General features: G+C 69.5%; 17 protein-coding genes. 9 read left to right on the top strand and 8 right to left on the bottom strand.

Annotated features, from left to right (window positions below):
• The first annotated feature begins 34 nt into the window (after window positions 1-34).
• The gene (locus OO70_RS29320) at window positions 35-943 is read left to right on the top strand and encodes a helix-turn-helix domain-containing protein (RefSeq protein ID WP_043677613.1); all 909 of its coding nucleotides are present in this window, start codon (window positions 35-37) and stop codon (window positions 941-943) included.
• A gap of 36 nt (window positions 944-979) precedes the next feature.
• Here OO70_RS29320 and OO70_RS29315 read toward each other — a convergent pair whose 3' ends face one another.
• Entirely contained in the window at window positions 980-1,795 is an 816-nt protein-coding gene (locus OO70_RS29315) for an SAM-dependent methyltransferase (RefSeq protein ID WP_043677611.1), read from the bottom strand.
• Between the two features lie 625 nt (window positions 1,796-2,420).
• Between OO70_RS29315 and OO70_RS29310 the strand changes: the two genes are divergently transcribed.
• Complete coding sequence (locus tag OO70_RS29310) at window positions 2,421-3,374, top strand: sugar ABC transporter substrate-binding protein (RefSeq protein ID WP_043677610.1); 954 nt, start codon at window positions 2,421-2,423, stop codon at window positions 3,372-3,374.
• Between the two features lie 270 nt (window positions 3,375-3,644).
• Here the strand turns inward: OO70_RS29310 and folE are convergent, their stop codons facing one another.
• The 3 genes from folE to OO70_RS29295 form a co-directional block, all read right to left on the bottom strand.
• Window positions 3,645-4,247, bottom strand: coding sequence for a GTP cyclohydrolase I FolE (folE, locus tag OO70_RS29305; RefSeq protein WP_043677608.1), 603 nt, complete (start codon window positions 4,245-4,247; stop codon window positions 3,645-3,647).
• A gap of 239 nt (window positions 4,248-4,486) precedes the next feature.
• Entirely contained in the window at window positions 4,487-5,830 is a 1,344-nt protein-coding gene (locus tag OO70_RS29300; RefSeq protein WP_043677606.1) for an aminomethyltransferase family protein, read from the bottom strand.
• Window positions 5,831-6,540: 710 nt separating this feature from the next.
• Entirely contained in the window at window positions 6,541-7,440 is a 900-nt protein-coding gene (locus tag OO70_RS29295; RefSeq protein ID WP_234336957.1) for a LacI family DNA-binding transcriptional regulator, read from the bottom strand.
• Between the two features lie 478 nt (window positions 7,441-7,918).
• Here OO70_RS29295 and OO70_RS29290 point away from each other — a divergent pair, with 478 nt between their 5' ends.
• The 7 genes from OO70_RS29290 to OO70_RS29260 all read left to right on the top strand — a co-directional run bounded on the left by OO70_RS29290 (window position 7,919) and on the right by OO70_RS29260 (window position 15,995).
• Entirely contained in the window at window positions 7,919-9,325 is a 1,407-nt protein-coding gene (locus tag OO70_RS29290) for an NAD-binding protein (RefSeq protein ID WP_051741715.1), read from the top strand.
• A gap of 169 nt (window positions 9,326-9,494) precedes the next feature.
• Entirely contained in the window at window positions 9,495-10,385 is an 891-nt protein-coding gene (gene folP / locus OO70_RS29285) for a dihydropteroate synthase (RefSeq protein ID WP_043677603.1), read from the top strand.
• Between the two features lie 107 nt (window positions 10,386-10,492).
• Window positions 10,493-11,833 (top strand): aminomethyltransferase family protein, encoded by a 1,341-nt coding sequence (locus OO70_RS29280; RefSeq protein ID WP_043677602.1) that lies wholly within the window; start codon window positions 10,493-10,495, stop codon window positions 11,831-11,833.
• Between the two features lie 157 nt (window positions 11,834-11,990).
• On the top strand, window positions 11,991-12,863 hold the full coding sequence (locus tag OO70_RS29275; RefSeq protein ID WP_051741713.1) for a methylenetetrahydrofolate reductase: 873 nt from the start codon (window positions 11,991-11,993) through the stop codon (window positions 12,861-12,863).
• Window positions 12,860-13,768: a formyltetrahydrofolate deformylase gene (gene purU / locus OO70_RS29270; protein ID WP_043677600.1), complete on the top strand. Its 909-nt coding sequence runs from the start codon at window positions 12,860-12,862 to the stop codon at window positions 13,766-13,768. The genes OO70_RS29275 and purU overlap by 4 nt, the downstream gene beginning before the upstream one ends.
• A 219-nt stretch (window positions 13,769-13,987) precedes the next feature.
• The gene (locus OO70_RS29265) at window positions 13,988-14,851 is read left to right on the top strand and encodes a bifunctional 5,10-methylenetetrahydrofolate dehydrogenase/5,10-methenyltetrahydrofolate cyclohydrolase (protein ID WP_043677775.1); all 864 of its coding nucleotides are present in this window, start codon (window positions 13,988-13,990) and stop codon (window positions 14,849-14,851) included.
• Window positions 14,852-14,927: 76 nt separating this feature from the next.
• Window positions 14,928-15,995 (top strand): chorismate-binding protein, encoded by a 1,068-nt coding sequence (locus OO70_RS29260; RefSeq protein ID WP_051741711.1) that lies wholly within the window; start codon window positions 14,928-14,930, stop codon window positions 15,993-15,995.
• Window positions 15,996-16,026: 31 nt separating this feature from the next.
• Here the strand turns inward: OO70_RS29260 and OO70_RS29255 are convergent, their stop codons facing one another.
• The 4 genes from OO70_RS29255 to OO70_RS29240 form a co-directional block, all read right to left on the bottom strand.
• A complete protein-coding gene (locus tag OO70_RS29255; protein WP_043677598.1) occupies window positions 16,027-17,139 on the bottom strand; it encodes a cobalamin-independent methionine synthase II family protein in 1,113 nt (370 codons plus the stop codon).
• 103 nt (window positions 17,140-17,242) lie between these two features.
• Complete coding sequence (locus OO70_RS29250) at window positions 17,243-17,848, bottom strand: TetR/AcrR family transcriptional regulator (protein WP_234336963.1); 606 nt, start codon at window positions 17,846-17,848, stop codon at window positions 17,243-17,245.
• Window positions 17,849-17,897: 49 nt separating this feature from the next.
• Complete coding sequence (locus OO70_RS29245; protein WP_051741709.1) at window positions 17,898-18,926, bottom strand: ABC transporter permease; 1,029 nt, start codon at window positions 18,924-18,926, stop codon at window positions 17,898-17,900.
• A complete protein-coding gene (locus tag OO70_RS29240; protein ID WP_043677766.1) occupies window positions 18,926-20,509 on the bottom strand; it encodes a sugar ABC transporter ATP-binding protein in 1,584 nt (527 codons plus the stop codon). Before OO70_RS29240 ends, OO70_RS29245 begins: the two co-directional genes overlap by 1 nt.
• Window positions 20,510-20,525 lie beyond the last annotated feature (16 nt).

Genomic DNA, 20,525 nt, shown 5'->3' with positions numbered 1-20,525 from the left:
GTGCAAGGTCCCGTTCACCGCAGGGAGATTGCCCATGGGCTCCGATGAGGCCTTCTTAACCACACCGTCCGACAGCGGGGTCCTGGACGACCAGTCGGCCGGTCCGATGCTGGCGCGCCTGGTACTGGGCGCGCGGCTGCGCGATCTGCGGGAGGACCTGGCCATCGCCCGTGAGGCGGCGGGATACGTCATCCGCGCCTCCCGGTCCAAGATCAGCCGCATGGAGGCCGGCCGGCACGGCTTCAAACTCCGTGACGTGGCCGATCTGCTCACCCTCTACGGCGTCACGGACGAGGCCGAGCGCGCCACCCTGCTCACACTGGCCGAGGAGGCCAACTCCCCTGCCTGGTGGCAGTACTTCAACGACGTGGTGCCCCCGTGGACGCAGGCCTACCTCGGGGCCGAACAGGCGGCGAGTCTCATCCGCTGCTTCGAGGTCCAGCGCGTTCCCCCGCTGCTGCAGACCCCCGACTACGCGCGCGCCTCCATCAGGCTTGCCCACGCGGGCAGTGGTGGGGAGGAGCTCGACCGGCGCGTGAAGCTGCGGATGACACGGCAGCGGATTCTGCGCAGGCGGCCGGCGGCACAGCTCTGGGCCGTGATCGACGAGGCGGCGCTGCGCCGACCGGTGGGCGGTATCCGCACGATGCGGGCCCAGTTGAGGCATCTCATCGAGATCTGCCGGCTTCCGCAGGTCACCGTCCAGGTCATGCCGTTCCTGGCCGGTGGCCACGCGGCGGAAGCCGGTCCGGTGACCATCCTGCGGCTGCCCGGCGGACGGCTGCCCGACATGGTCTACCTCGAGCAGCGCGTCACCGCCCTCTATCCCGACAAGCCGAACGAGATCGAGTGCTACTGGGATGTCATGAACCGCCTGGTGGTGGAGGCGGAATCGCCGGACGAGACTCCGACGATCCTGCATCGCATCCTTCAGGAGACGTGATCCGGGACGTGGGCGGACGGGGGGTGGACCGTGCGTTCAGCGCTTGAAGGCGACGCCGCCGTACTGGTGCACTTCGGCGGGCAGGCCCCAGGCGCTGTCGTCGGGACGCCAGCGTGAGCACGACGCGACGCCCGGTTCGATCAGCTCCAGCCCCTCGAAGAAGCCCGCGATCTGCTCGGGGCTGCGGAGGATGTACGGGATCGAACCGCCCTCGTTGTACTGCCGGATGGCGTCGACGTAGGCCTCGCTGGTGTCGGTGCTGTCGTACTGCACGAGGTAGCTGCCGGACGGCAGGGCGGCCACCAGGCGCCGTACGATCGAGCGCGCCTCGTCGTAGTCCTCGATGTGGCCGAGGATGCCCATCAGCATGAGGGCGACGGGCTGGTCGAAGTCCAGCGTCTTCGCGGCCTCCCGCACGATGGTGTCCGGGTCGCGGAGGTCGGCGTCGACGTAGTTGGTGACGCCCTCCGGGGTGCTGGTGAGCAGCGCGCGGGCGTGTGCCAGCACCAGCGGGTCGTTGTCGACGTAGACGATCCGGCACTCGGGGACCACCCGCTGGGCGATCTCGTGGGTGTTGTCCACGCTGGGCAGTCCGGTGCCTATGTCGAGGAACTGCCGGATGCCCTCCTCGGCGGCCAGATGACGGACGGCGCGGGCGAGGAAGTACCGGGCGGCGCGGGCTCCGGTCTCGATGCCGGGGAAGATCTCGCGGAACGCGTCACCTGCCACCCGGTCGACCTCGTAGTTGTCCTTTCCTCCCAGCCAGTAGTTCCAGATCCGGGCCGACTGCGGCACCGTTGTGTCGAACCTGGAAAGCGCATCCTGCTCGGAGTTCGCTGCCTCATCAGTCATGGACGCTCCTGTGCGTACGCGGCGAAACCACGAAACCGTCGAACATCGGTCGTGGACACCCACGTTATTCCTCCGGGGCTCGACTCATGCGCCCCGTGGGCCCCAACTGCCCTTGTCAGGCCACCCGTTGGCTTGTTCGCCACCCCTCGTGACGCGGAATCAGCGCTTGGCGGCCTGCCGGGTGAGGAATCCGATGCCGGCCGCGGTGGCGGCCGACGCGGCCACGCTGGTGAGGACGCCGGATCAGGCGTTGCGGACGGGCAAGTGTGCGCGGAACGCAAGCAAAGATTGCGCTACCGTGCCCTCGCCGCCCTGAGATTCACTCTGCTAGCTTCCGCCTGGGCCAATTCGGCTATCGATCTTGCCCCCGTCCCCATCATGTCAATCACGCGGAGAAGGATTTTTCTGCGTTGTCACTAGAACGTTCCAGTTCCTGGCTGGGCCAACGTCGGCCTGGTCGGTACTGGCTCGGTGCAGATGCTGACCGGCGATGCCTACGCCGACCCCGAAGTACCGCCGACAACCCCGTACCTCGTCCCCCATCGCAGGGTTCCCCTGCACCAGTCCAGCCCAGCGCTGTCTGCCTCGACACCGACGTCACGCGCAGCAGAAAGGCTCCCTTCTCATGCCCCTGTCCAACAGACGACTGCTCGCAACCGCCGTTGGCCTCGGCCTCCTGGCAACCGGATGCACTCTGGATCCCACCGACAGCACCCACACCACCGGCCCAGTCGTCTTAGGGTTCATCAATGGGGGTACCACTTCGTTCCACGCCTGCTTGCAGACGGCGATCACGAAGACCACATCGAACAACCTGGCAAAACTGCGGACCGCCGACTCGAACGGGAGCAAGTCCGCGGAACTGCGCAACGTGCGGGACATGATCGCGCACAAGGTCGACGCCATCGTCCTGCTCAGCGTGGACGCCAGTGCCCTGGACGCCGACATCGCCGCAGCGCAGAAAGCGAAGATACCCATCAGTCTGATCGCGGTGACGCCTTCGGACGACAGCAAGATCCTTGGTGCCGTCATCAGCGACCTGCCCGGGATAGGCAAGTTGGACGCCCAATGGGTCGACGCCGCCGCCGCCGGAAAACCTGTCAAGGCCGGTGTCATCTCCGGCGACGGGAGTACATCGTCCAACTTGATGGTCGACGGATTCACCAAGAACCTGGCAGGCGACGTTCAGTTGGTGGGGAACGAGCGGGGCATGTTCGACCGGGCGACGGCCAAGGCCGCCGCGGCCAGGATGATCCAGGCTCACCCCGACCTCCAGTACGCGTTCGTAGCCAACGAGGACATGGCCTTCGGTGTGCGGCAAGCGTTCGATGCGGCGGGCGCGTACGGCGTGAAGATCGTGACCGTCAACGGCACCGACCAGGGACTCGCCGCGCTCAAGGACGGGAAGTTCGCGGCGACGGTCTCCAACTCGGTCCGGGACTTGGGAGCACTGGCAGTGACACACACGCTCGCCCTGCTCCGCAAGGAGGAGACGAACAAGATCGAACACATCGATGCCCGTCTGGTGACCAAGGCCAACGCGGATACCGCGCCCCTGTATTGCGATACGGAGGGCTGATCGGCCAAGTCAAGGAGCGGGGTCGGCAGCTGCGTTGAACGGCGAACCGCGGGGCGCCCGAAGGTGTCGAGGAGGCCGTCGGCTCCAGCGTCGATGCCTCGCGGCGCGCCAGGTGGACGGGATCGGTCGCCAGGAGTTGCCGGCCAGGTGGCGAAGCCTTCCCGGGCTCTCCCGCGGTTCCGCTCACGCCGACGGCGAGGGCTGCGAGGTGAATCCCAGGCGCGGCAGGCTGAGTTCGTGGCGGGAGCTCACTGATCACGGGCGCTGTGGTCAGCGAGTCAGGATGAGGCTCATCGCTTCGGCGCGCGTCGCGGGCCGGCGCAGTTGGCCGCGTACGGCGGATGTCGTCGTCCGGGCCCCGGGTTTGCGGATGCCGCGGGCCGACATGCACATGTGCTCGGCCTCGACGACCACGATGGCGCCGCGCGCGTCCAGGATGCCCATCAGGGCGTCGGCGATCTGTCCGGTCAGGCGTTCCTGGACCTGGAGTCGGCGTGCGTACACCTCCACCAGCCGTGCCAGCTTGGACAGTCCGGTGATCCGGCCGTTCGCGGCGGGGATGTACCCGACGTGAACCCTTCCCCGGAAGGGCAGGAGATGGTGCTCGCACAGGCTGACGATCTCTATGTCCTTGACGAGGATCATCTCGTCGTGGCTGAGTTCGAACACGGTGGTCAGCACGTCTTCGGGCTCCTGCCGCAACCCGGCCAGGAGTTCTTGGTACGCCTTCGCCACGCGCGCGGGCGTGTCGCGGAGTCCTTCCCGGTCGGGGTCTTCACCGACGGCGATCAGCAGTTCGCGCACGGCGTCCTCGGCCCGCTTGGTGTCGAACGCGGAGACCGGTTGTCCGGGGAGTGGATCCAGGTGCGTCATCGGTGTCCCGTCTCTGCGTCGGGGCGAGTGCTCGCGCAGTCGTGGGGGAGGGGCGCTGGGGAAGTGCGGGCGGGGCACCAGGCGGGAGCCGCCTGCCTGGTGCCCCGCCCTGATCGACGAGCCCTCGGGTCACCGGGTTCTCGGTGCGCCTTCCGACGGACGGGGCTTGGACGACCCTCCGCCCGAAGGTGCGGGGCGGACGGGCTCGGGAGCGGGGGAGAGGTCGTAGACGGTCGTTGTCAGCGTTTGTCGCCGGCGAAGGGCCTGCGGGTGACGGTGGCGCGGACGGTGGTCTGGGAGTGGCGTTCGACGGTGGGGTTGGCGGAGCCGCCGCCGGGCTCGCCCCAGACCAGTTCGACCTGTTGTCCGTAGTGCACGTCGCCGTCGATCATGACGACGGAGATCCAGCCGCGGACGTTGGACGTGTAGCTGCACAGTGTCGAGATGCCGACGAGCCGGCCGTTGCTCTCGACGCGGTCGAACTGGGAGGCGGCGTAGAAGGCGGCGGGCATCTCGATGTGCTTGAAGCGCCGGTCGCCCTGCTCGTACTGGGAGGCGAAGACGCGGGCGACATCGTCGCGGTGCCAGGCCAGCCACGCCTTCCGGCGGTGCTTCTCGCCCTTCCGGCGTTCCAGGGCCTCGCGGCCGATGAAGTCGTGGTCGAACTTGAGGATGTGGCCGTAGCCGAGGTCCCAGGGGGTGACGTAGTAGTCCTCGACGTTGTCGGAGGCGAAGCTGCCGCCGAGGGAGAGGTTGGCCTCGAAGGTCCTGACACCGAGCCATTCGCGGTACGTCTTCATGCTCTCGCCCGAGTACACGGCGGGGACGGTGTTGGCGATCCAGCCGGACTCGGTGGCCACGGAGGCGTAGGCGCGGGCGCCGATCTGACGGACTCCGAAGGGTTCGCCGGCTTCCAGGATGGCGTCGCGCACGTCGTCGATGCGCTCGTAGGGGCCGAAGAACTCAAGCCCGGGGAAGCCGGACATACGGTGGTTGAGGGCGGTGACCTCGTGCTTGCCGATGCTGAACTTGCCCATACTGAAGAAGGGGATGTCCGGCATGGGGCCGCCGTTGACCTTCTCGAAGATCGCCGAGGCGTGCGGGCCCTGGAGCTGGAGTCGGAAGAACTCGCGGCCGTTCGGGTTCTGCGCGGTGCGTTCGTCGCGCCGCAGAGTGACGTCGTAGCCGCCGGTCTCGGCGTGGAACTGGACCCAGTTGAGGGCCGGCGGGCGGCCGACGAGGCGGACGTGGTGGTCGGCGAGGCAGAAGAGGATGCAGTCGCCGATCATGTGGCCGTCGTGGTTGACCGCGATGAACTGCTTGGCCTTCATCGGGCCGAAGCCCTGGAACGTGTTGGCGCCGACGTCGGCCAACAGCCGGTAGCAGTCGGGTCCTTCGACGGTGAGGTCGGTCATGTGGTGGGACAGGTCCATCAGCGCCGCCGAGTTGCGCCAACTCTCCTGCTCGTCACGCCAGTTGGTGAACTCTGCCTTGATCGGGAACGGATAGGCGCCGGACCGGCCGCTGCGGAGCAGGCCCAATGGGCCTCCGGCAGCCTGGATCTGGTCTTCGAGGTGTGCCATCGGTATCTCCATGTCGTCGCGATGCGTGGGTGAGGCGGTGGCAAGGGCGTGGGGCCGGCCGTTGCGGCGGCCGGGCGAAGCCGTTTGCGGCGCCTGGCGTCGTGAGTGACCCGGCTCGGGGGTGTCGCGGCTGATGGGTACAGCCCGAACGGGCGGGCGCGCCGAAGGAGCGGGAGCCTTCGCCGGCGAGGTGAACTGTACGGTACGGTACACCTCTGGCGCACTCAAGAGCCGGAGCGCGGATTTCCGGAGCAGATGGCCGCCGAGGCGTTCAGGAGGCCTTCGGCGTCAGTGAAAACTGGAGCGTGCGCGGCGTACCCCAGTCGCTGGAACCGAAGGTGGCGGGACTCATGGCTGTACGGGACTACGGCTGAGCGTGCTTTGGGAAGCGGCGCCGGCAGCGATCACGGCGGACGCTCTCGGCTGTGCACGCGTGCGCGTGGAGCCGGGCCTGGCCGCAGACCCGGAGGTAGCGCTCGCCTACGCCGGCGAGAGCGTAGGTCCGCCGGTCGGTGGCATCCATGTCGCCGTCTCCACGATCACCGTGGCTGAAGCACGTACCACTTGGGAGACGGCAGACGGCAGACGGCAGACGGCAGACGGCACACGGCACACGGCACACGGTCACGATGCGGACCTCCGGCCTGCGAAGGAGACCGCAGTCACCACGACGGGACGGCGAAGCCGCAACCGTCGAGTGGCCCGCTCCGTCAGATCGACTCGCGAACGACGACCCGCGCGGGCGGGGGCTCCAGACCACTGGTGTCGAGCCCCAGGGCGAGCCTGGCGCTGAGCCGGCCGTGGGCCTCGCCGTCGACACTGATCGTGGTCAGCGAGGGGATGACGTGTTCGCCGTAGCCGTTGTCGTCGAAGCCGATCACGGCCGTGTCCTCCGGCACGCGTCGGCCCAGGTCGCGCAGGGCGGTGAGGACGCGCAGGGCCACGTCGTCGTTGAAGCCGGCGATCGCGGTCACCTCGGGGGCTCGAGAGAGGAGTGCGTTGACGGCGTCGGCGCAGGCGGACCGGTCGTGGGGGGCGATGAAGGACACCGGAACAGGGATGCCGAGGTTCTGCGCGGCGTGTTCGGTGAAGCGGAGGCGGGCCGCCGCGAGCGGTGACTCCGTGTCCGGCAGCGCCACGGCGATGCGGGTGTGACCGTGGTCGACGAGGTGGCGGAGTTGGAGAGCGGTGTGGGCGGCGAGACCGTTGCGCCAGCCGCCTCCCAGGTCGTCGAGGGCGTGACCGGTGAGGTACGTCTCGCCGAAGCGGATCACCGCGCGGGGGACGATGACGTCGAGGATCTGCTGGGTGGACTGCGCGGTGTGGTGGCCGTGCCGGACCAGGAGGACGTGGTCGTGGGCGGCCAGCTCTGTGTCGAGCCCGTGGATGTAACTGCGGGAGTACGCGCCTTCCATGCCCGCGTCGATGTTCAGCACGACGACCCGGGAACTCCCTTCGCGCAGTGCTCTCGCCACACCGTGCGGAACGTAGCCGAGAGTTCGGGCCGCTTCCTTCACCCGGTCGCGGGTGGCGGCCGAGATCGTCTGGTGAGGGTCGTCGTTGAGAACGAAACTGACGGTGGCGCGAGAAACTCCGCTCGCCGCGGCCACGTCGTTCAGCGTGACTCTTCGGGAAGTCCCCATCACCCCTGCTCTGACGTTGTCATGTGCGCCTGAGTCCCGGCGACACGGTGTTCACCCATTGTAAGGAGATCGAGGGGGGCGAGGCACGGGCGGCTACGAGACGCCGAGTGCGCCGGTTCCGCCGGATCGTATGGTCTTGCCCCGTACGGCACCGAACCGTACGGTACGGCGCGGCGGGGATCGGGGCCCGGATCGGGCGCGTATCGGGAGTTCCGCGCCCCTCTGTATCCTCGCGTCGTCGCGCCGAGCCGTCGGAAAAGAGACGGGCGAGCGGTGGTACGCCGCGGCGCCACCGGAAGGCCGGCCGTAGTTCCCTCGTCGGTCGTCCTCGACGATCACCGTCGGCCGAAGGTCACTTGACGGCCGGCTCGGCTTCCCGGACGAGCTCCAGGCGGTCGGCTGCCCACCGGATCTCCGTCATCTCTCAAGGCAGGACGTCGACTTCATGACCTCGAATCCAACGCGTCACACGCATCACGGCCCTGTCCGTTCGTACGTCGTCATAGGTGACACGCACCTGGCCGGCCGGGTGTGCGGTGCCCTTCGCGCCTCGTCCGACGCGGTGCGCCACCTCCCGCGTCCACGTGACCCCGAACTGCGCGCGGCGCTGGCACCGCGGCCGGCGGGCGTGGCCGTACTGCTCCACGACGACGTCGCGGCCCTGCGCTACGCCCTGGCCGTCGCGCACGTTGCGCCCGACGTACCTCTGATCGTCACGATCTTCGATCGCACGATCGCCGACGAGCTCGCGCGCCTCCTGCCGCAGTGCGATGTCACCTCGCCGGCCGACCTCGCGGCGCCGTCACTGGCCGGCCCGTGCCTGGATCCTTCCTTCGTCGCCGCTCGCCGGCGCGGAGGATGTGTCCAGGTCGTCCGAGAGCGTGACGGTGTCCTGGAAGCAGAAGAATCAGCCCTGCCAGGGCAGTGGCGTCGCCGGTACCGCAGAAGGTGGGTCGGGTTCCAGCTGCGCTCCCACGATCCGGGCACCCGGCTGCTCGTCCTGGGCATGCTCGCGATGCTCGTCGTCCTCGCCGCCGACTGGGTGTGGCTCACGGCGTTCGGACATCGCCCGTCCGAGGCGCTGTTCGAGGCAGCCCGGGTCGTGGCCGGCGTCGGTCCGGCCGCCGCGCCACCGGATGCCCACGCCTACCAACTCTTCGCCGTCCTCGCGATGTTGAGCACGGTCGTCTTCACCGCCTTCTTCACCGCGGGAGTGGTCGAGCGGATGCTCGGGCCGCGCCTGATCGGGCTGGTCGGTCCGCGCACCCTGCCCCGCGCGGGGCACGTCATCGTGGTGGGAATGGGCCAGGTCGGCATGCGGCTCTGCGTCGAGCTGCGCGCGCTGGGCATCCCCGTCGTGGGCGTCGAACGCGACCCGCAGGCCGCCACCGCGCGGCTGGCGCGCACCCTCGGCATTCCCGTCATGGACGGTCACGGCGGCGACCGCCATGTACTGGAACGGCTGCGCATCGGTCACGCCCGGGCGCTGGCCGCCGTCGGCTCCGACGACCTGGACAACGTGGCCGTGGCCATCGCCGCACACGGCGTCGCGCCGCACGTCCGCGTGGTGATGCGCGCGGGGGAGGACGACGCCATCGCCGAGACGCGCTCGCTGCTGCCCATGGGGGTCGTCTGCGACATCACCGGTCTGGCCGCCGGTTATGTGGTCGCCCGACTGCGCGCCGAGCCGGTCGGCGACGTGGTCGCCCATCGCGACGAGATCCGGTTGCGGGACACCTCCGGCGTCTGGCGCCGCAGCGCTCTGGTCGGTCACGACCGCTGCGCCCACGTCGAGGGGAGGCGTCAGATGACAGGTGACGAAATTGAACTGCCCAGGGCTAGAACGATTTAGCGATCCGTTGTAACGTGTTCGCTATATCGATTTAGCTTTTCCAGCTCGCAGGGCGTACGGCCCGCAGGCGGAGGAGGTCGTTCGACCGATGATCGACATGCGATGCGCGTTCGCGCAACCACCCCCGAGAGGCCCGGCGGGGCTCCCGCGGCCCGACCGATGTCTGGTGATGGGCATCCTGAACGTGACTCCCGACTCGTTCTCCGACGGTGGCCGGTACACCGAGACCGGACGGGCCGTCGAGCGAGGCCTGCGGCTCGCCGAGCAGGGCGCGGACCTGGTCGACGTGGGCGGCGAGTCCACCCGGCCGGGAGCCGAACCCGTCCCGGTGGAGGCGGAGTTGGCCCGCGTGGTGCCCGTCGTGCGGGAACTGGTGCGCGCGGAGGTGGCCGTCAGTGTGGACACCATGCACGCGGCAGTCGCCCGCGCCGCGATCGAGGCCGGCGCGTGCATGGTCAACGACGTCAGCGGAGGGCTGGCGGATCCCGCCATGGCTGCCGTAGTCGCGGCGGCCGAGGTGCCGTATGTGGCGATGCACTGGCGTGCGCCTAGCCGTGAGATGGACCGCCATGCGGTCTACGGCGATGTCGTCGGCGAGGTCACCTCCGAACTGCTGCGCCGCGTGGAGGCACTCACCGCGGCCGGGATCGATCCGGGGCGCATCATCATTGATCCCGGACTCGGGTTCGCCAAGCGCGCCGCCCACGACTGGGAACTCCTCACGCATCTGCCCGCCCTGCGGGCCACCGGTTTTCCCGTACTGGTGGGGGCGTCCAGGAAGCGTTTCATCGGTGCCGCGTTGAGCGACCGGGCGGGCATCGATACCGTGCCCCGCGACCGCGACGCGGCGACGGCGGCGGTGTCCGCACTGGCCGCCGCGGCCGGCGCGTTCTGCGTGCGCGTGCACGACGTCCGCTCCAGCCTGCACGCGGTGTGTGTGGCCGCAGTCTGGGCGGGCGACCGCCGGTTCTCGGAGTCCGGAGACCGTCGCGCGGAGCCATCAAAGAATGCGCTGCACGAGTCTCCCCAAGCTCCAAACCCGTCTGCTAGCTTGCGCTAGATCGTTCTAGCGATCCACCTTTTCCTCCCGAAGTGAGTCGATTGTGACGAGCCGCGTCACTAGATCGATTTAGTGCTTCAGGGGAGATGGCTTTGAGAGGAGCCGCAATGGCAATCCCCAGTCTTCAGGACGGCATCGACAAGGCCGGTTCGCCCATCGGTCTGCTGTGGCAGCCGAACGCCGAGCCGTGGACCCCCGAGGTGGTCGAGCGGGAGTACGTCGGATGGCGCCAGGAACAGGCGGCCTGGCACGAGGGCGTCGCACTGCTCAACCTCTCGCACCACATGTACGACCTGTGGATCGAGGGCCCCGACGCCACCCGCGTGCTCGCCGAGTACGGCGCCAACAACTTCGAGAAGTTCGCGATCGGCCAGGCCAAGCAGTACGTACCGGTCACCCGGGACGGCAAGATCGTCACCGACGGCATCCTCCTGCGGCGAGCCGAGAACAAGTACCTCCTCAGCGGTGTCCCCGCCGCCCAGCACTGGGTGCAGTACCACGCGGAGAAGGGCGGCTACGACGTCGGCTTCGAGACCGACACGTCCTCCGCCTTCCGGCCCGGCGGCGGTGACCCCAAGCTGTTCCGCTACCAGATCCAGGGTCCGCTGGCACTGGAGCTGATCGAGAACGTCTTCGGCGGCCCGCTGCCGGAGACCAAGTTCTTCCACTCCACGCCGGTCACCCTGCACGGCCGCGACTTCGAGGCGCTGCGCCACGGTATGGCCGGGCAGGCGGGCTACGAGTTCATCGGCCCGTGGGAGCACGCGGGGTATGTGCACGAGGCGTTCCTCAAGGCCGGTGAGCCGCTGGGCCTGGTGCAGGTCGGCGCGCTGGCGTACACCACGCCGAGTGTGGAGAGCGGCTGGATCCCGTCGCCGGTCCCGGGTATCTACGGCGACCCCGAACTCGCGGAATACCGTGCCTGGTTGCCGCTGTTCGGCATCGAGGGCAAGCGCCCGCTCAACGGCAGCTACTTCTCGGAGAACATCGAGGACTTCTACGTCTCCCCGTACGAGCTGGGCTACGGCCGGCTCATCCACTTCGGGCACGACTTCCATGGCCGCGACGCCCTGCTCAAGGCGAAGGACGAGCCCCGCCGCACCAAGGTCACCCTGGTCTTCGACGCCGACGACGTGCGCCGGGTCGTCGGCGGGGGAGAGGATCCCGGCTTCGTCCTCACCTACGCCCGCCACCGGGTGGAGACCTCGGCCGGTCTGGTCGGCACGACCATGCAGACCGCGTCCATCGACCCGGTCGGCACCGTGCTGGCGCAGACGCTGATCGACTCCGCGCACGCCGAGCCCGGCACCGAGGTGACCGTGGTCTGGGGCGAGCACCCCGGCCCCGGTACCGACCCCGAGGCCGACCTCGGGTTCCCGCGCATCCGCGCCACGGTTCAGGCCAGCCCGTTCGACCGGCACGCGCGCACGGAGTACCGGCGCGGGTAGCTCCGCTGGATGCCGGTGAGTCGTCTGCGGGCCTGTGGGGGGCTGGGCGCGCAGTTCCCCGCGCCCCTGGGGGCGCGCTGGACATCGCCGGAGTTTCTCGGCGGCCGGAGGCAGCGTCACGCGTCCGGCCGCCCCCTCCCTATCGACAAGGAGCACGATGAACCCCCTCAGCACGGCCTCGGCGGCGGTGAGCACATCGCTGCTGGAGGACTTCTCCCTGGAGATGACAGGCAAGGACGTCCCGAAGCTGGAGGAGGCCCGGCACTTCATCCCGCAGGGCACCCGCATCAACGTCACCTTTCTCGGCAACGAGAACCTCGGCATGCGGCTGGAGGCGTCCCGGGCGGTGAAACGCCTCGGCTTCGTGCCGGTGCCGCACATCTCCGCCCGACGGCTCGGCTCGCAGGCCGATTTCGAGGAGTTCCTCGCCGGCCTGAGGGCCGACGGCACCTGCGCCAACGTCTTCACCGTCGGCGGCGACCCGACCCGACCCGAGGGCCCCTACGAGGACTCGCTCGCGCTCATCGAGACGGGACTGCTGCGGGAGTACGGGGTCCGGCACGTCAGCATCAGCGGCTACCCGGAGGGCCACCCGGACATCGCCGGGGACGCGCTGTGGTCCGCGCTGCGGGAGAAGAGCGCGTCCATCGCGGAGCAGGAACTCGACGGCAGCGTGATCACCCAGTTCGGTTTCGACGTGGATCCCGTCCTGGCCTGGCTGGAGAAGGTCCGCGCCGAGGGCATCACGCTTCCCGTCCGGATCGGCGTCCCGGGGCCGGCCGGCGTGCGGCGTCTCATGTCGTACGCCACCCGGTTCGGCGTCGGCACCAGCGCCTCCATCGCCAAGAAGTACGGCCTGTCCATCACCAACCTGATGGGCACCGCGGGCCCGGACAAGTTCCTGCGCGCACTCGCGGACGGCTACGACCCGGCCCGCCACGGAGACATAAAGATCCACTTCTACACCTTCGGCGGCCTGCGGGCCACGTCCGAGTGGATCGCACAGTTCAGGAAGGACAACCTCGTATGACCGTCACGCAGGCCGCGCCCACCGGCATCGCCAAGAAGACCGGGGGAGCGGGGCACCAGGCGTCGCTGATCGTCCAGGGCGCCGACGCCACCGGCATCGTCGCCGCCGTGACATCGGTCCTCGGGCGGCACGGCGCCAACATCGTGTCCCTCGACCAGTACTCCGACAACCCGCAGGGCGGCGCCTTCTTCCAGCGCACCGTCTTCGGACTGGACGGCCTACGGGCCGAACTGCCCGGTCTGCGCGCCGACTTCGACAAGGAGTTGGTGAAGCCGTACGGCCTCAGCTACACCCTGCGCGACCTGTCCGTGCCGAAGCGGGTGGCGATCTTCGCGTCCAAGTCGGACCACTGTCTGCTCGACCTGCTCTGGCGGCACCGGCAGGGTCAACTCCCGGTCAGCATCGCCATGGTGATCTCCAATCACCCGGACACGGCGGAGGAGGTGCGCGGCTTCGGCATCCCCTTCTTCCACGTCCCGTCCATGGGGGCGGACAAGTCGGCCGCCGAGGCGGAGCACCTGCGGCTACTCAAGGACAACGTCGACTTCGTCGTCCTCGCCCGCTATATGCAGATCCTCTCCGGCGACTTCATCGAGCAGGTCGGCGTGCCGATCATCAACATCCACCACTCCTTCCTGCCCGCCTTCATCGGCGCCGGTCCCTACGCCAAGGCCAAGGAACGCGGGGTGAAACTGGTGGGCGCAACCGCCCACTACGTCACCGAGGACCTCGACGAGGGCCCGATCATCGAGCAGGACGTCGTGCGCGTCAGCCACGCCCACACCGCCGGCGACCTCACCCGTCGCGGCGCCGACGTCGAACGCGCCGTACTTTCCCGCGCGGTGCTGTGGCACGCCGAGGACCGGGTCATCCGCAACGGCAGGCACACCATCGTCTTCGCCTGAACCACGTGTCGGCCCAACACCCTTGCAGGGAACGGCGGTTGTGTCGCGCCCGGGTTGCCGGGGGCGGTGGACCCGGCAGGCCCCGCGCGTCCGACGCGCGATCCAGGTGCCGTACATCTGCACATCCGGGGCCGGCCCGCCGCGACCTCGGCAGGCAGTCCTCGTAGGCAGTCCTCTTCACCGGGCGAAGTGTTCACCAGCAGAAAGCGGTTCGCCATCATGACAACCACCATCGACGGTGCCCGGATCGCCCGTGACATCCGGGCCCGGGTCGCCGAACGGGTCGCCGAGACCGCGGCCTCGGGACGGGTGCCCGGTCTGGCGACCATCCTGGTCGGCGACGACCCGGCCAGCGCCGTCTACGTCGCCGCCAAACGCCGCGCCATCCGCGAGGCCGGTATGCGCGACTTCCACCGACATCTCTCCTCGCTCGCTCCCGAGGAGGAAGTCGCCGCTGTCATCGACGAGTTGGCGGCAGACCCGGATGTCTCCGGCATCCTGCTCCAACTGCCGCTGCCCGCCCACCTCGACGCAGCGGCCCTGATCGACCGGATCCCCGCGACCAAGGACGTCGACGGCCTGACCACGGCCAGCGCCGGCCGACTGGCCCGCGGCGAACGAGGACTGCGCCCCTGCACACCGAGCGGCGTCATCGAACTCCTCGACACCGAGGGCGTCGAACTCAGGGGTGCGTGCGTCGCCGTCGTCGGCTGGGGCGAACTCGTCGGCCGCCCCCTGGCCCAGTTGCTGCTGCGGCGCGGTGCCACGGTGACGGTCGCCCACGAGTTCACCGCCGACCTGGCAGCCGTCACCCGCCCCGCGGACATCGTCGTCGTCGCCACCGGAGTACGGGGCCTCATCGGACCCGAGCACGTCAAGCCCGGCGCCACCGTCATCGACGTCGGCATCCACCGCACCCCCGAGGGCCTGACCGGCGACGTCCGCGCCGCCGAACTCGACGGCGTCGCCGGCCGCATCACCCCCGTACCGGGTGGGGTGGGCCCGATGACCATCGCCATGCTGATGGTCAACACCCTTCGTGCGGCCGAGTGGAATGCCGTGCCCAAGACCGTGCCCGCATAAGCGAGTTGGGCAGTCGGCGCCCAGAGCGGTGATGCGTACCCGCGCTGTCCGTCCGCGCTCAGGAAAGGTGCCGAACATGAGGCAACTCCCGCCGCTGGCCCGGCTCGGCGGCCGGGTGGCGACCGGCCTGATCGACGTCACCGGTGACCCCGCCGCGCTCGACTCCGAGGGTTTCTGGGCCGTCGTAGCCGACTTCGAAGGGCGTCTGACCTGCGCCCGCTTCCGGGACGTACGACCCGCCGCGCGGCACCCCGTCCGAGGTGCCCGATGGGACGGGCCCGCCCCCGGTCAGTGGGCCACGTCGCTGGATCGCGACGGCTACACGGAGGGCGTGCGGCGGATCCGCGAGCACATCGCCCGCGGCGAGGTGTACCAGGCCAACCTCTGCCGCGTGCTGTCGGCGCCCATAGCGGCGGACGCCGACATCGAGGCGCTGGCCGACCGGTTGGCGGCGCGCCACCGCGCGCCGTACGCGGGGTTCGTCCGACTGCCGGGCCTGGGGCTGGAGGTGGCTACGGCTTCCCCCGAGCTCTTCCTGCGCCGCGAAGGACGCGTGATCGAGTCGGGCCCCATCAAGGGCACCGGGCGCACCGAGGCGGATCTCCTGGAGAAGGACTACGCCGAGAACGTGATGATCGTCGACCTGGTCCGCAACGACCTCGGGCGCGTGTGCGCCACCGGCAGCGTCACCGTGCCGGACCTGTGCGCGGTGGAACGCCATCCCGGACTCGTCCACCTGGTCTCCACGGTGCGCGGGGAACTGCGGGACGGAGCAGGCTGGCCCGAACTGCTGGCGGCGACCTTCCCACCCGGATCCGTCACAGGTGCCCCGAAGGAGAGCGCCCTCGGCATCATCACCGCCCTGGAGACCGCACCCCGTGGACCGTACTGCGGCGGCATCGGCTGGGTCGACGCCGATCGCGGCACCGGCGAACTGGCCGTCGGCATCCGCACGTTCTGGATCGACCGGGCCCGGCAGTGCCTGAACTTCGGCGCCGGAGCGGGCATCACCTGGGACTCGGACCCCGAACGGGAGTGGCAGGAAACCGAGTTGAAGGCGGAGAGGCTGCTGACCATCGCGTCCAACGGTTCGCCCTACGACGCGAAGCCGCACCAACTGCTCGCCGCCCGCCCCGGCGCCTGAGCCCAGGCCGCTGCGGTGTCTGAGGCCGCCGTCAGCCCCAGACCAGACGTGCCGTCTCGGCGACGAGTTCCAGCTTGCGGCGCTGGTCGTCAACGGCCAGCAGATTTCCCTGACTTGTCGAGGCGAACCCGCACTGCGGACTGAGAGCGAGCTGCTCCAGCGGCAGATACTGCGAGGCCTCGTCGATGCGCCGACGCAGCGTGTCCACCGACTCCAGCTCCGCCACCTTGGACGACACCAGCCCAAGAACGACGGTCTTCGCGGGCGGCACGAAGCGCAGCGGTTCGAAGCCGCCGGAGCGCTCCGTGTCGTACTCCAGGAGGAAGCGGTCGACCTCTACCTCGCCGAACACCCGCTCGGCGATGGGCTCGTAGCCGCCCCGGGCGGACCAGGCGCTGCGCATGTTGCCCCGGCAGAAGTGCATGGCCACGGTCATGCCGGGGCGCCTCGAATGGGCGGACCGGATCAGGCCGTTGTCCGTGTCGATGATGTGGGAGAGATGCCCCTCCAGGTCCGTCACCCGGCGCATCCGCGCGGCCTCGGGGTCGATGTTGGCCCAGTAGGCGAGCGAGTCGAGCTGGAGCCAGGAGACGCCGGCGTCGAGGAGGTCGGCGATGTCCTGGCGGTAGATGTCGGCCAGTGCCGCCACCGCGTCCCGTCGGGTCGGATAGACGTCCTCCGACACCCCCGGCCGCCAGAAGCCCGCCACCATCGTCGGGCTCGCCATGGTGATCTTGAACGGTCCCGGTGCGTTCGCGGACAGCCAGCGCGCCTCCGCGAGGGACAGCGGCGTCCGCCGGTACAAGGGTCCCGTGATGGCCACCGACGCGACGTCGCCGTCGAGTTCGGCGCCGTCGCTGTCACGGATCCAGCGCGGACGGGCCGACGACTCCTCGGCGGGCTCCAGCCCGCCGACCGTCTCCACCACCGAGGCCATGAAGTCGTCCCGGCGCACCTCGCCGTCGGTGAAGACCTGTATCCCGGCGTCCTGTTGCAGTTTCACCGCGGCGGTCGCCGCCTGGTCCTCCAGTTCCGCGAGCTCTTTGTCGGACAGTGCGCCGCGCCGGTGTGCGGCACGCGCCGCCAGCAACTCCTCGGGGCGCAGCAGACTTCCCACATGTTCGGCTCGGATCGTCGTCGGCATCGGCCGTCCCTTCACGCCTGACACTCGGGGCGACTGTACGGTACGGTCCAGTACGCTTCGGGGGCAAGACATGTGCCGGCTACGGCGGGCTCCGCGGGGAAGGTCAGACCGGGGCGACGGAGACGCCGTGCAGGAAGACCCGTACCGCCTCGTTGATGGACGCATGGACCTCGGCGTCGGTCAGCTTGACCGGCGCGTCCGTCAGCAGTCGCATCTGGGCGTGGCCGAGCATGGCCTGGTAGAGCTGTTCCGCCGCTCGCAGCGGGTCCTCGACCTTGATCAGCCCGTCGTCGCAGGCCTGTTGGAGGCAACGCCCGAGCACCGCGTGACCCGCGTTCGGCCCGTGCTCCGCGAAGACCTCCCCGAGCCCGGGAATGCGCATGGCTTCGGCGGTGACCAGGCGGTGCAGGGCGATCGCCTCGGGTGTGAGGACGAGACCGGCGAAGTGTTCACCGAGTGCGACGAGCGTGTCGGTGAGGTTTGCGCCATCCGGCGTGAACGCGTGCAGCGGCTGGGACCACTCGTCGCACAGCGCCTCCACGGACGCGCGGAACAGGGCGCTCTTGTCGGTGAAATAGCGGTAGAGGGTCGCCTTCGACCCGCCCACCGCCGTCAGGACGTCCTCCATGGAGACACCGGCGTAGCCGCGCGCGATGAACAGCTCACCCGCGGCTCGGGTGATGAGTTGTCGCCGGTCGGTCGCTGTCATCCTCACACCGGCCATGTTAGGTGCCTGCAAGCTGGTGTCGGCGAGCCGGTCATGGACCGCGGCGGCGCAGCAAGGTCGAGATGGTGACCGCTGCCACCAGGACACCGCCGTAGAAGACCGAGGAGACCCACGCTTCCAGCCCCAGTAGTTGGAGCCCGAGGATGCCGGTCGCCAGGAAGTAGATGCCGATGAAGGTGCCGATCGGGTTGAAGCGTCCGGGCAGGACGATCGCGGTGCCGAGGAAGACCGAGGCGAAGACCGGCAGCAGCAGGGTGTCGGAGGTGGTGGGGTTGTAGCCGCCCAGGGCCGCGACGGAGATGACCGCGCCGACACCGCACAGGGCGCCGGAGGCGACGAAGGAGCCGAAGCGGATCCGGTTGACGCGGATGCCGGAGAGGCGGCTGACCTCTCTGTTGGCTCCGACGAAGCGGATGTGGCGGCCCAGTGGTGTGCACGCCAGCAGATAGGCGAAACCTGCCACCAGCACCACGCCGTAGTAGAACGAGACCGGCAGCCCGCCCACGGAGTACAACGCGATCTTGCCGAACCCGGTCGGCAGACCGCTGACCGTGTTGAGGTGCGACAGCCACAGGGCGATGCCGCCGACGAGGGTGCCCATTCCCAGGGTCACCACGATGGTGTTCACCCCGACCACGACGACGAGCAGGCCGTTGACCACGCCGACCACGATCGCGCCCAGGACGGCGACGAACGCCGCCGGCCACACTCCCCACCCGTGCTCCACGACCAGAACGGGCAGGATCGTGGCGGAGAACCCGAAGACCGCCGGGACCGACAGGTCCACGAACTCCCCGACACAGACGGTGCACAGCAGGGCCATGGTGAGGAACACCAGGGCCTGTTGGGAGCCGAAGATGGTCTGGAAGGTGCCCTTGGTCAGGAACACCCCCGGCTCCGCGGCGGCGTACACCGCGATCATGGCCACCCAGATGGCGATCACCGAGTAGCGGGACGCGAAATGCACGGCAAGGGCGGAGGTCGATGTCGGCTTCCCGGTTCGCGCCGCCTTCGGCGCGGCAGGGGGTGTGTCGGTGTCTTGCTGGCTGGTGACGTCCATCAGTCGCTCTGCCCCTCTTCTTGAGGTTTTGTGTCGTCGCCGAAGACGGCGTGGACGATGGCGTCCTGTTCGAGTTCGCCGCTGAGCTCCTTGGCGACCCGGCCGTCGCGGAACACCAGCACCCGGTCGCACAGCACGGCGAGGTCGACGGGGTCGATCGAGGCGAGGACGATTCCGCAGCCGTCCCGCGCGGCCTCCCGGATCGCGTCGATGATGTCGTGGCGGGCGCCGACGTCGACGGCCTGCGTCGGTTCGTGCAGCACCAGCAGGTTCGGTGCGCCGGCCAGCCACTTGCCCAGCAGGACCTTCTGCTGGTTGCCGCCGCTCAGGGTGTGGACCGGCGCCTGTGGGTGGGGCGGCCGGATGTCGAGTTTCGCGATCATCGCGGCGGTCTCCTCGGACTGCCACGCCGAGCCGGTCCGCAGTCGGCCGCCGCGGCTGCGCACACGCGGGAGTGTCAGGTTGTCGGCCACCGAGAGTTCGCCGGCCACTCCCGCCTCCAGGCGGCGCTCCGGTACGAACGCCACCCCCGCGTCCACGAACTCCTCGGTGCAGCCACGTTTCCGGTCCAGCGCGAGGTCGCGCCCGTGGACCGACAGGGTGCCGACGTCGGCCGGACGTGCGCCCGCGAGTGCCTCCGCCGTCTCGACGAAGCCTGAGCCGATCAGCCCGGTCAGTCCGAGGATCTCGCCGCGCCGGATGTCGAGGTCGAGGCCGGTCACCGGGCCGACCGCGAGACCCCGCACCGAGGCGACGACCTTGTCCCTGACCTGGCTCCCGACCCGCCCGTGCGTCACGAGGTGACGTCCGAGCATCATGCGGGTGAGCGAGACCTCGTCCACCTCGCTCGTGCGCAGGCCCGCCTCGACCACGGCGCCGTCACGCAGCACCGTGACGCGGTCGGTCGCCTCGACGACCTCTTCCAACTGGTGTGAGATCAGCAGGACCGACGTGCCCTCGTCGACCAGCGACCGCACCAGCTCGAAGAAACGGGCCCGCGCCGACCTGCCCAGTGCCCGGGTCGACTCGTCGAAGACGATCAGCCCACCCCCCGGGCGGTGGTCCTGCACCGCCCGGGCGATGGCGACGACGGCCCGGTCCTCCGCCGAGAGCTGTCCGACCTGGCGGCCGACATCCAGGGGTCGGTCCAGCCGGGCCAGGACCCGCTCGGTCGCCCGCTGTTCTTCGCGGCGGTTGATCCGCCGTGAGAGCCGGCCTGCCCGGTAGTGCCCCAGCCGCACGTTCTCCCACACCGTCAGGTCGTCCACCAGACCGCTGTTCTGGTGGACGACCGAGACTCCCGCCTCGCGCTGCTGCATCGGGCGGACCGGCAGCGCCAACTGCCGTCCGTCCACCGCGATGGACGCTCCCGGGTCGGGCGCGTACACGCCCGTGAGGATCTTGACGAGGGTGGACTTCCCGCACCCGTTCTGGCCGACCAGCCCGTGCAGTTCTCCTGGGGCGATCCGCAGATGGACCTCGCGAAGCGCTCGGGTCGAGCCGAACGCCTTGGACAGCTCGGCCACTTCCAGACGATGGAGCGGTGCCGTGTCCGGCGGGTCGGTGCGCGAGCCGGCGCTCACGGTGTGCGCCTCGTTC

Origin of the sequence: Streptomyces xylophagus (assembly GCF_000716435.1) — a bacterium.
In the GTDB taxonomy this organism is placed as follows: domain Bacteria; phylum Actinomycetota; class Actinomycetes; order Streptomycetales; family Streptomycetaceae; genus Streptomyces; species Streptomyces xylophagus.
This window is presented reverse-complemented; position numbering and strand designations above follow the sequence as displayed.

Excerpts from the sequence above, each read along its gene's own strand:
- OO70_RS29320 (WP_043677613.1), top strand. The coding sequence starts at position 35 with ATGGGCTCCGATGAGGCCTTCTTAACCACACCGTCCGACAGCGGGGTC.
- OO70_RS29315 (WP_043677611.1), bottom strand. The coding sequence starts at position 1,795 with ATGACTGATGAGGCAGCGAACTCCGAGCAGGATGCGCTTTCCAGGTTC.
- OO70_RS29310 (WP_043677610.1), top strand. The coding sequence starts at position 2,421 with ATGCCCCTGTCCAACAGACGACTGCTCGCAACCGCCGTTGGCCTCGGC.
- folE (WP_043677608.1), bottom strand. The coding sequence starts at position 4,247 with ATGACGCACCTGGATCCACTCCCCGGACAACCGGTCTCCGCGTTCGAC.
- OO70_RS29300 (WP_043677606.1), bottom strand. The coding sequence starts at position 5,830 with ATGGCACACCTCGAAGACCAGATCCAGGCTGCCGGAGGCCCATTGGGC.
- OO70_RS29290 (WP_051741715.1), top strand. The coding sequence starts at position 7,919 with ATGACCTCGAATCCAACGCGTCACACGCATCACGGCCCTGTCCGTTCG.
- folP (WP_043677603.1), top strand. The coding sequence starts at position 9,495 with ATGGGCATCCTGAACGTGACTCCCGACTCGTTCTCCGACGGTGGCCGG.
- OO70_RS29280 (WP_043677602.1), top strand. The coding sequence starts at position 10,493 with ATGGCAATCCCCAGTCTTCAGGACGGCATCGACAAGGCCGGTTCGCCC.
- OO70_RS29275 (WP_051741713.1), top strand. The coding sequence starts at position 11,991 with ATGAACCCCCTCAGCACGGCCTCGGCGGCGGTGAGCACATCGCTGCTG.
- purU (WP_043677600.1), top strand. The coding sequence starts at position 12,860 with ATGACCGTCACGCAGGCCGCGCCCACCGGCATCGCCAAGAAGACCGGG.
- OO70_RS29265 (WP_043677775.1), top strand. The coding sequence starts at position 13,988 with ATGACAACCACCATCGACGGTGCCCGGATCGCCCGTGACATCCGGGCC.
- OO70_RS29260 (WP_051741711.1), top strand. The coding sequence starts at position 14,928 with ATGAGGCAACTCCCGCCGCTGGCCCGGCTCGGCGGCCGGGTGGCGACC.
- OO70_RS29255 (WP_043677598.1), bottom strand. The coding sequence starts at position 17,139 with ATGCCGACGACGATCCGAGCCGAACATGTGGGAAGTCTGCTGCGCCCC.
- OO70_RS29250 (WP_234336963.1), bottom strand. The coding sequence starts at position 17,848 with ATGACAGCGACCGACCGGCGACAACTCATCACCCGAGCCGCGGGTGAG.
- OO70_RS29245 (WP_051741709.1), bottom strand. The coding sequence starts at position 18,926 with ATGGACGTCACCAGCCAGCAAGACACCGACACACCCCCTGCCGCGCCG.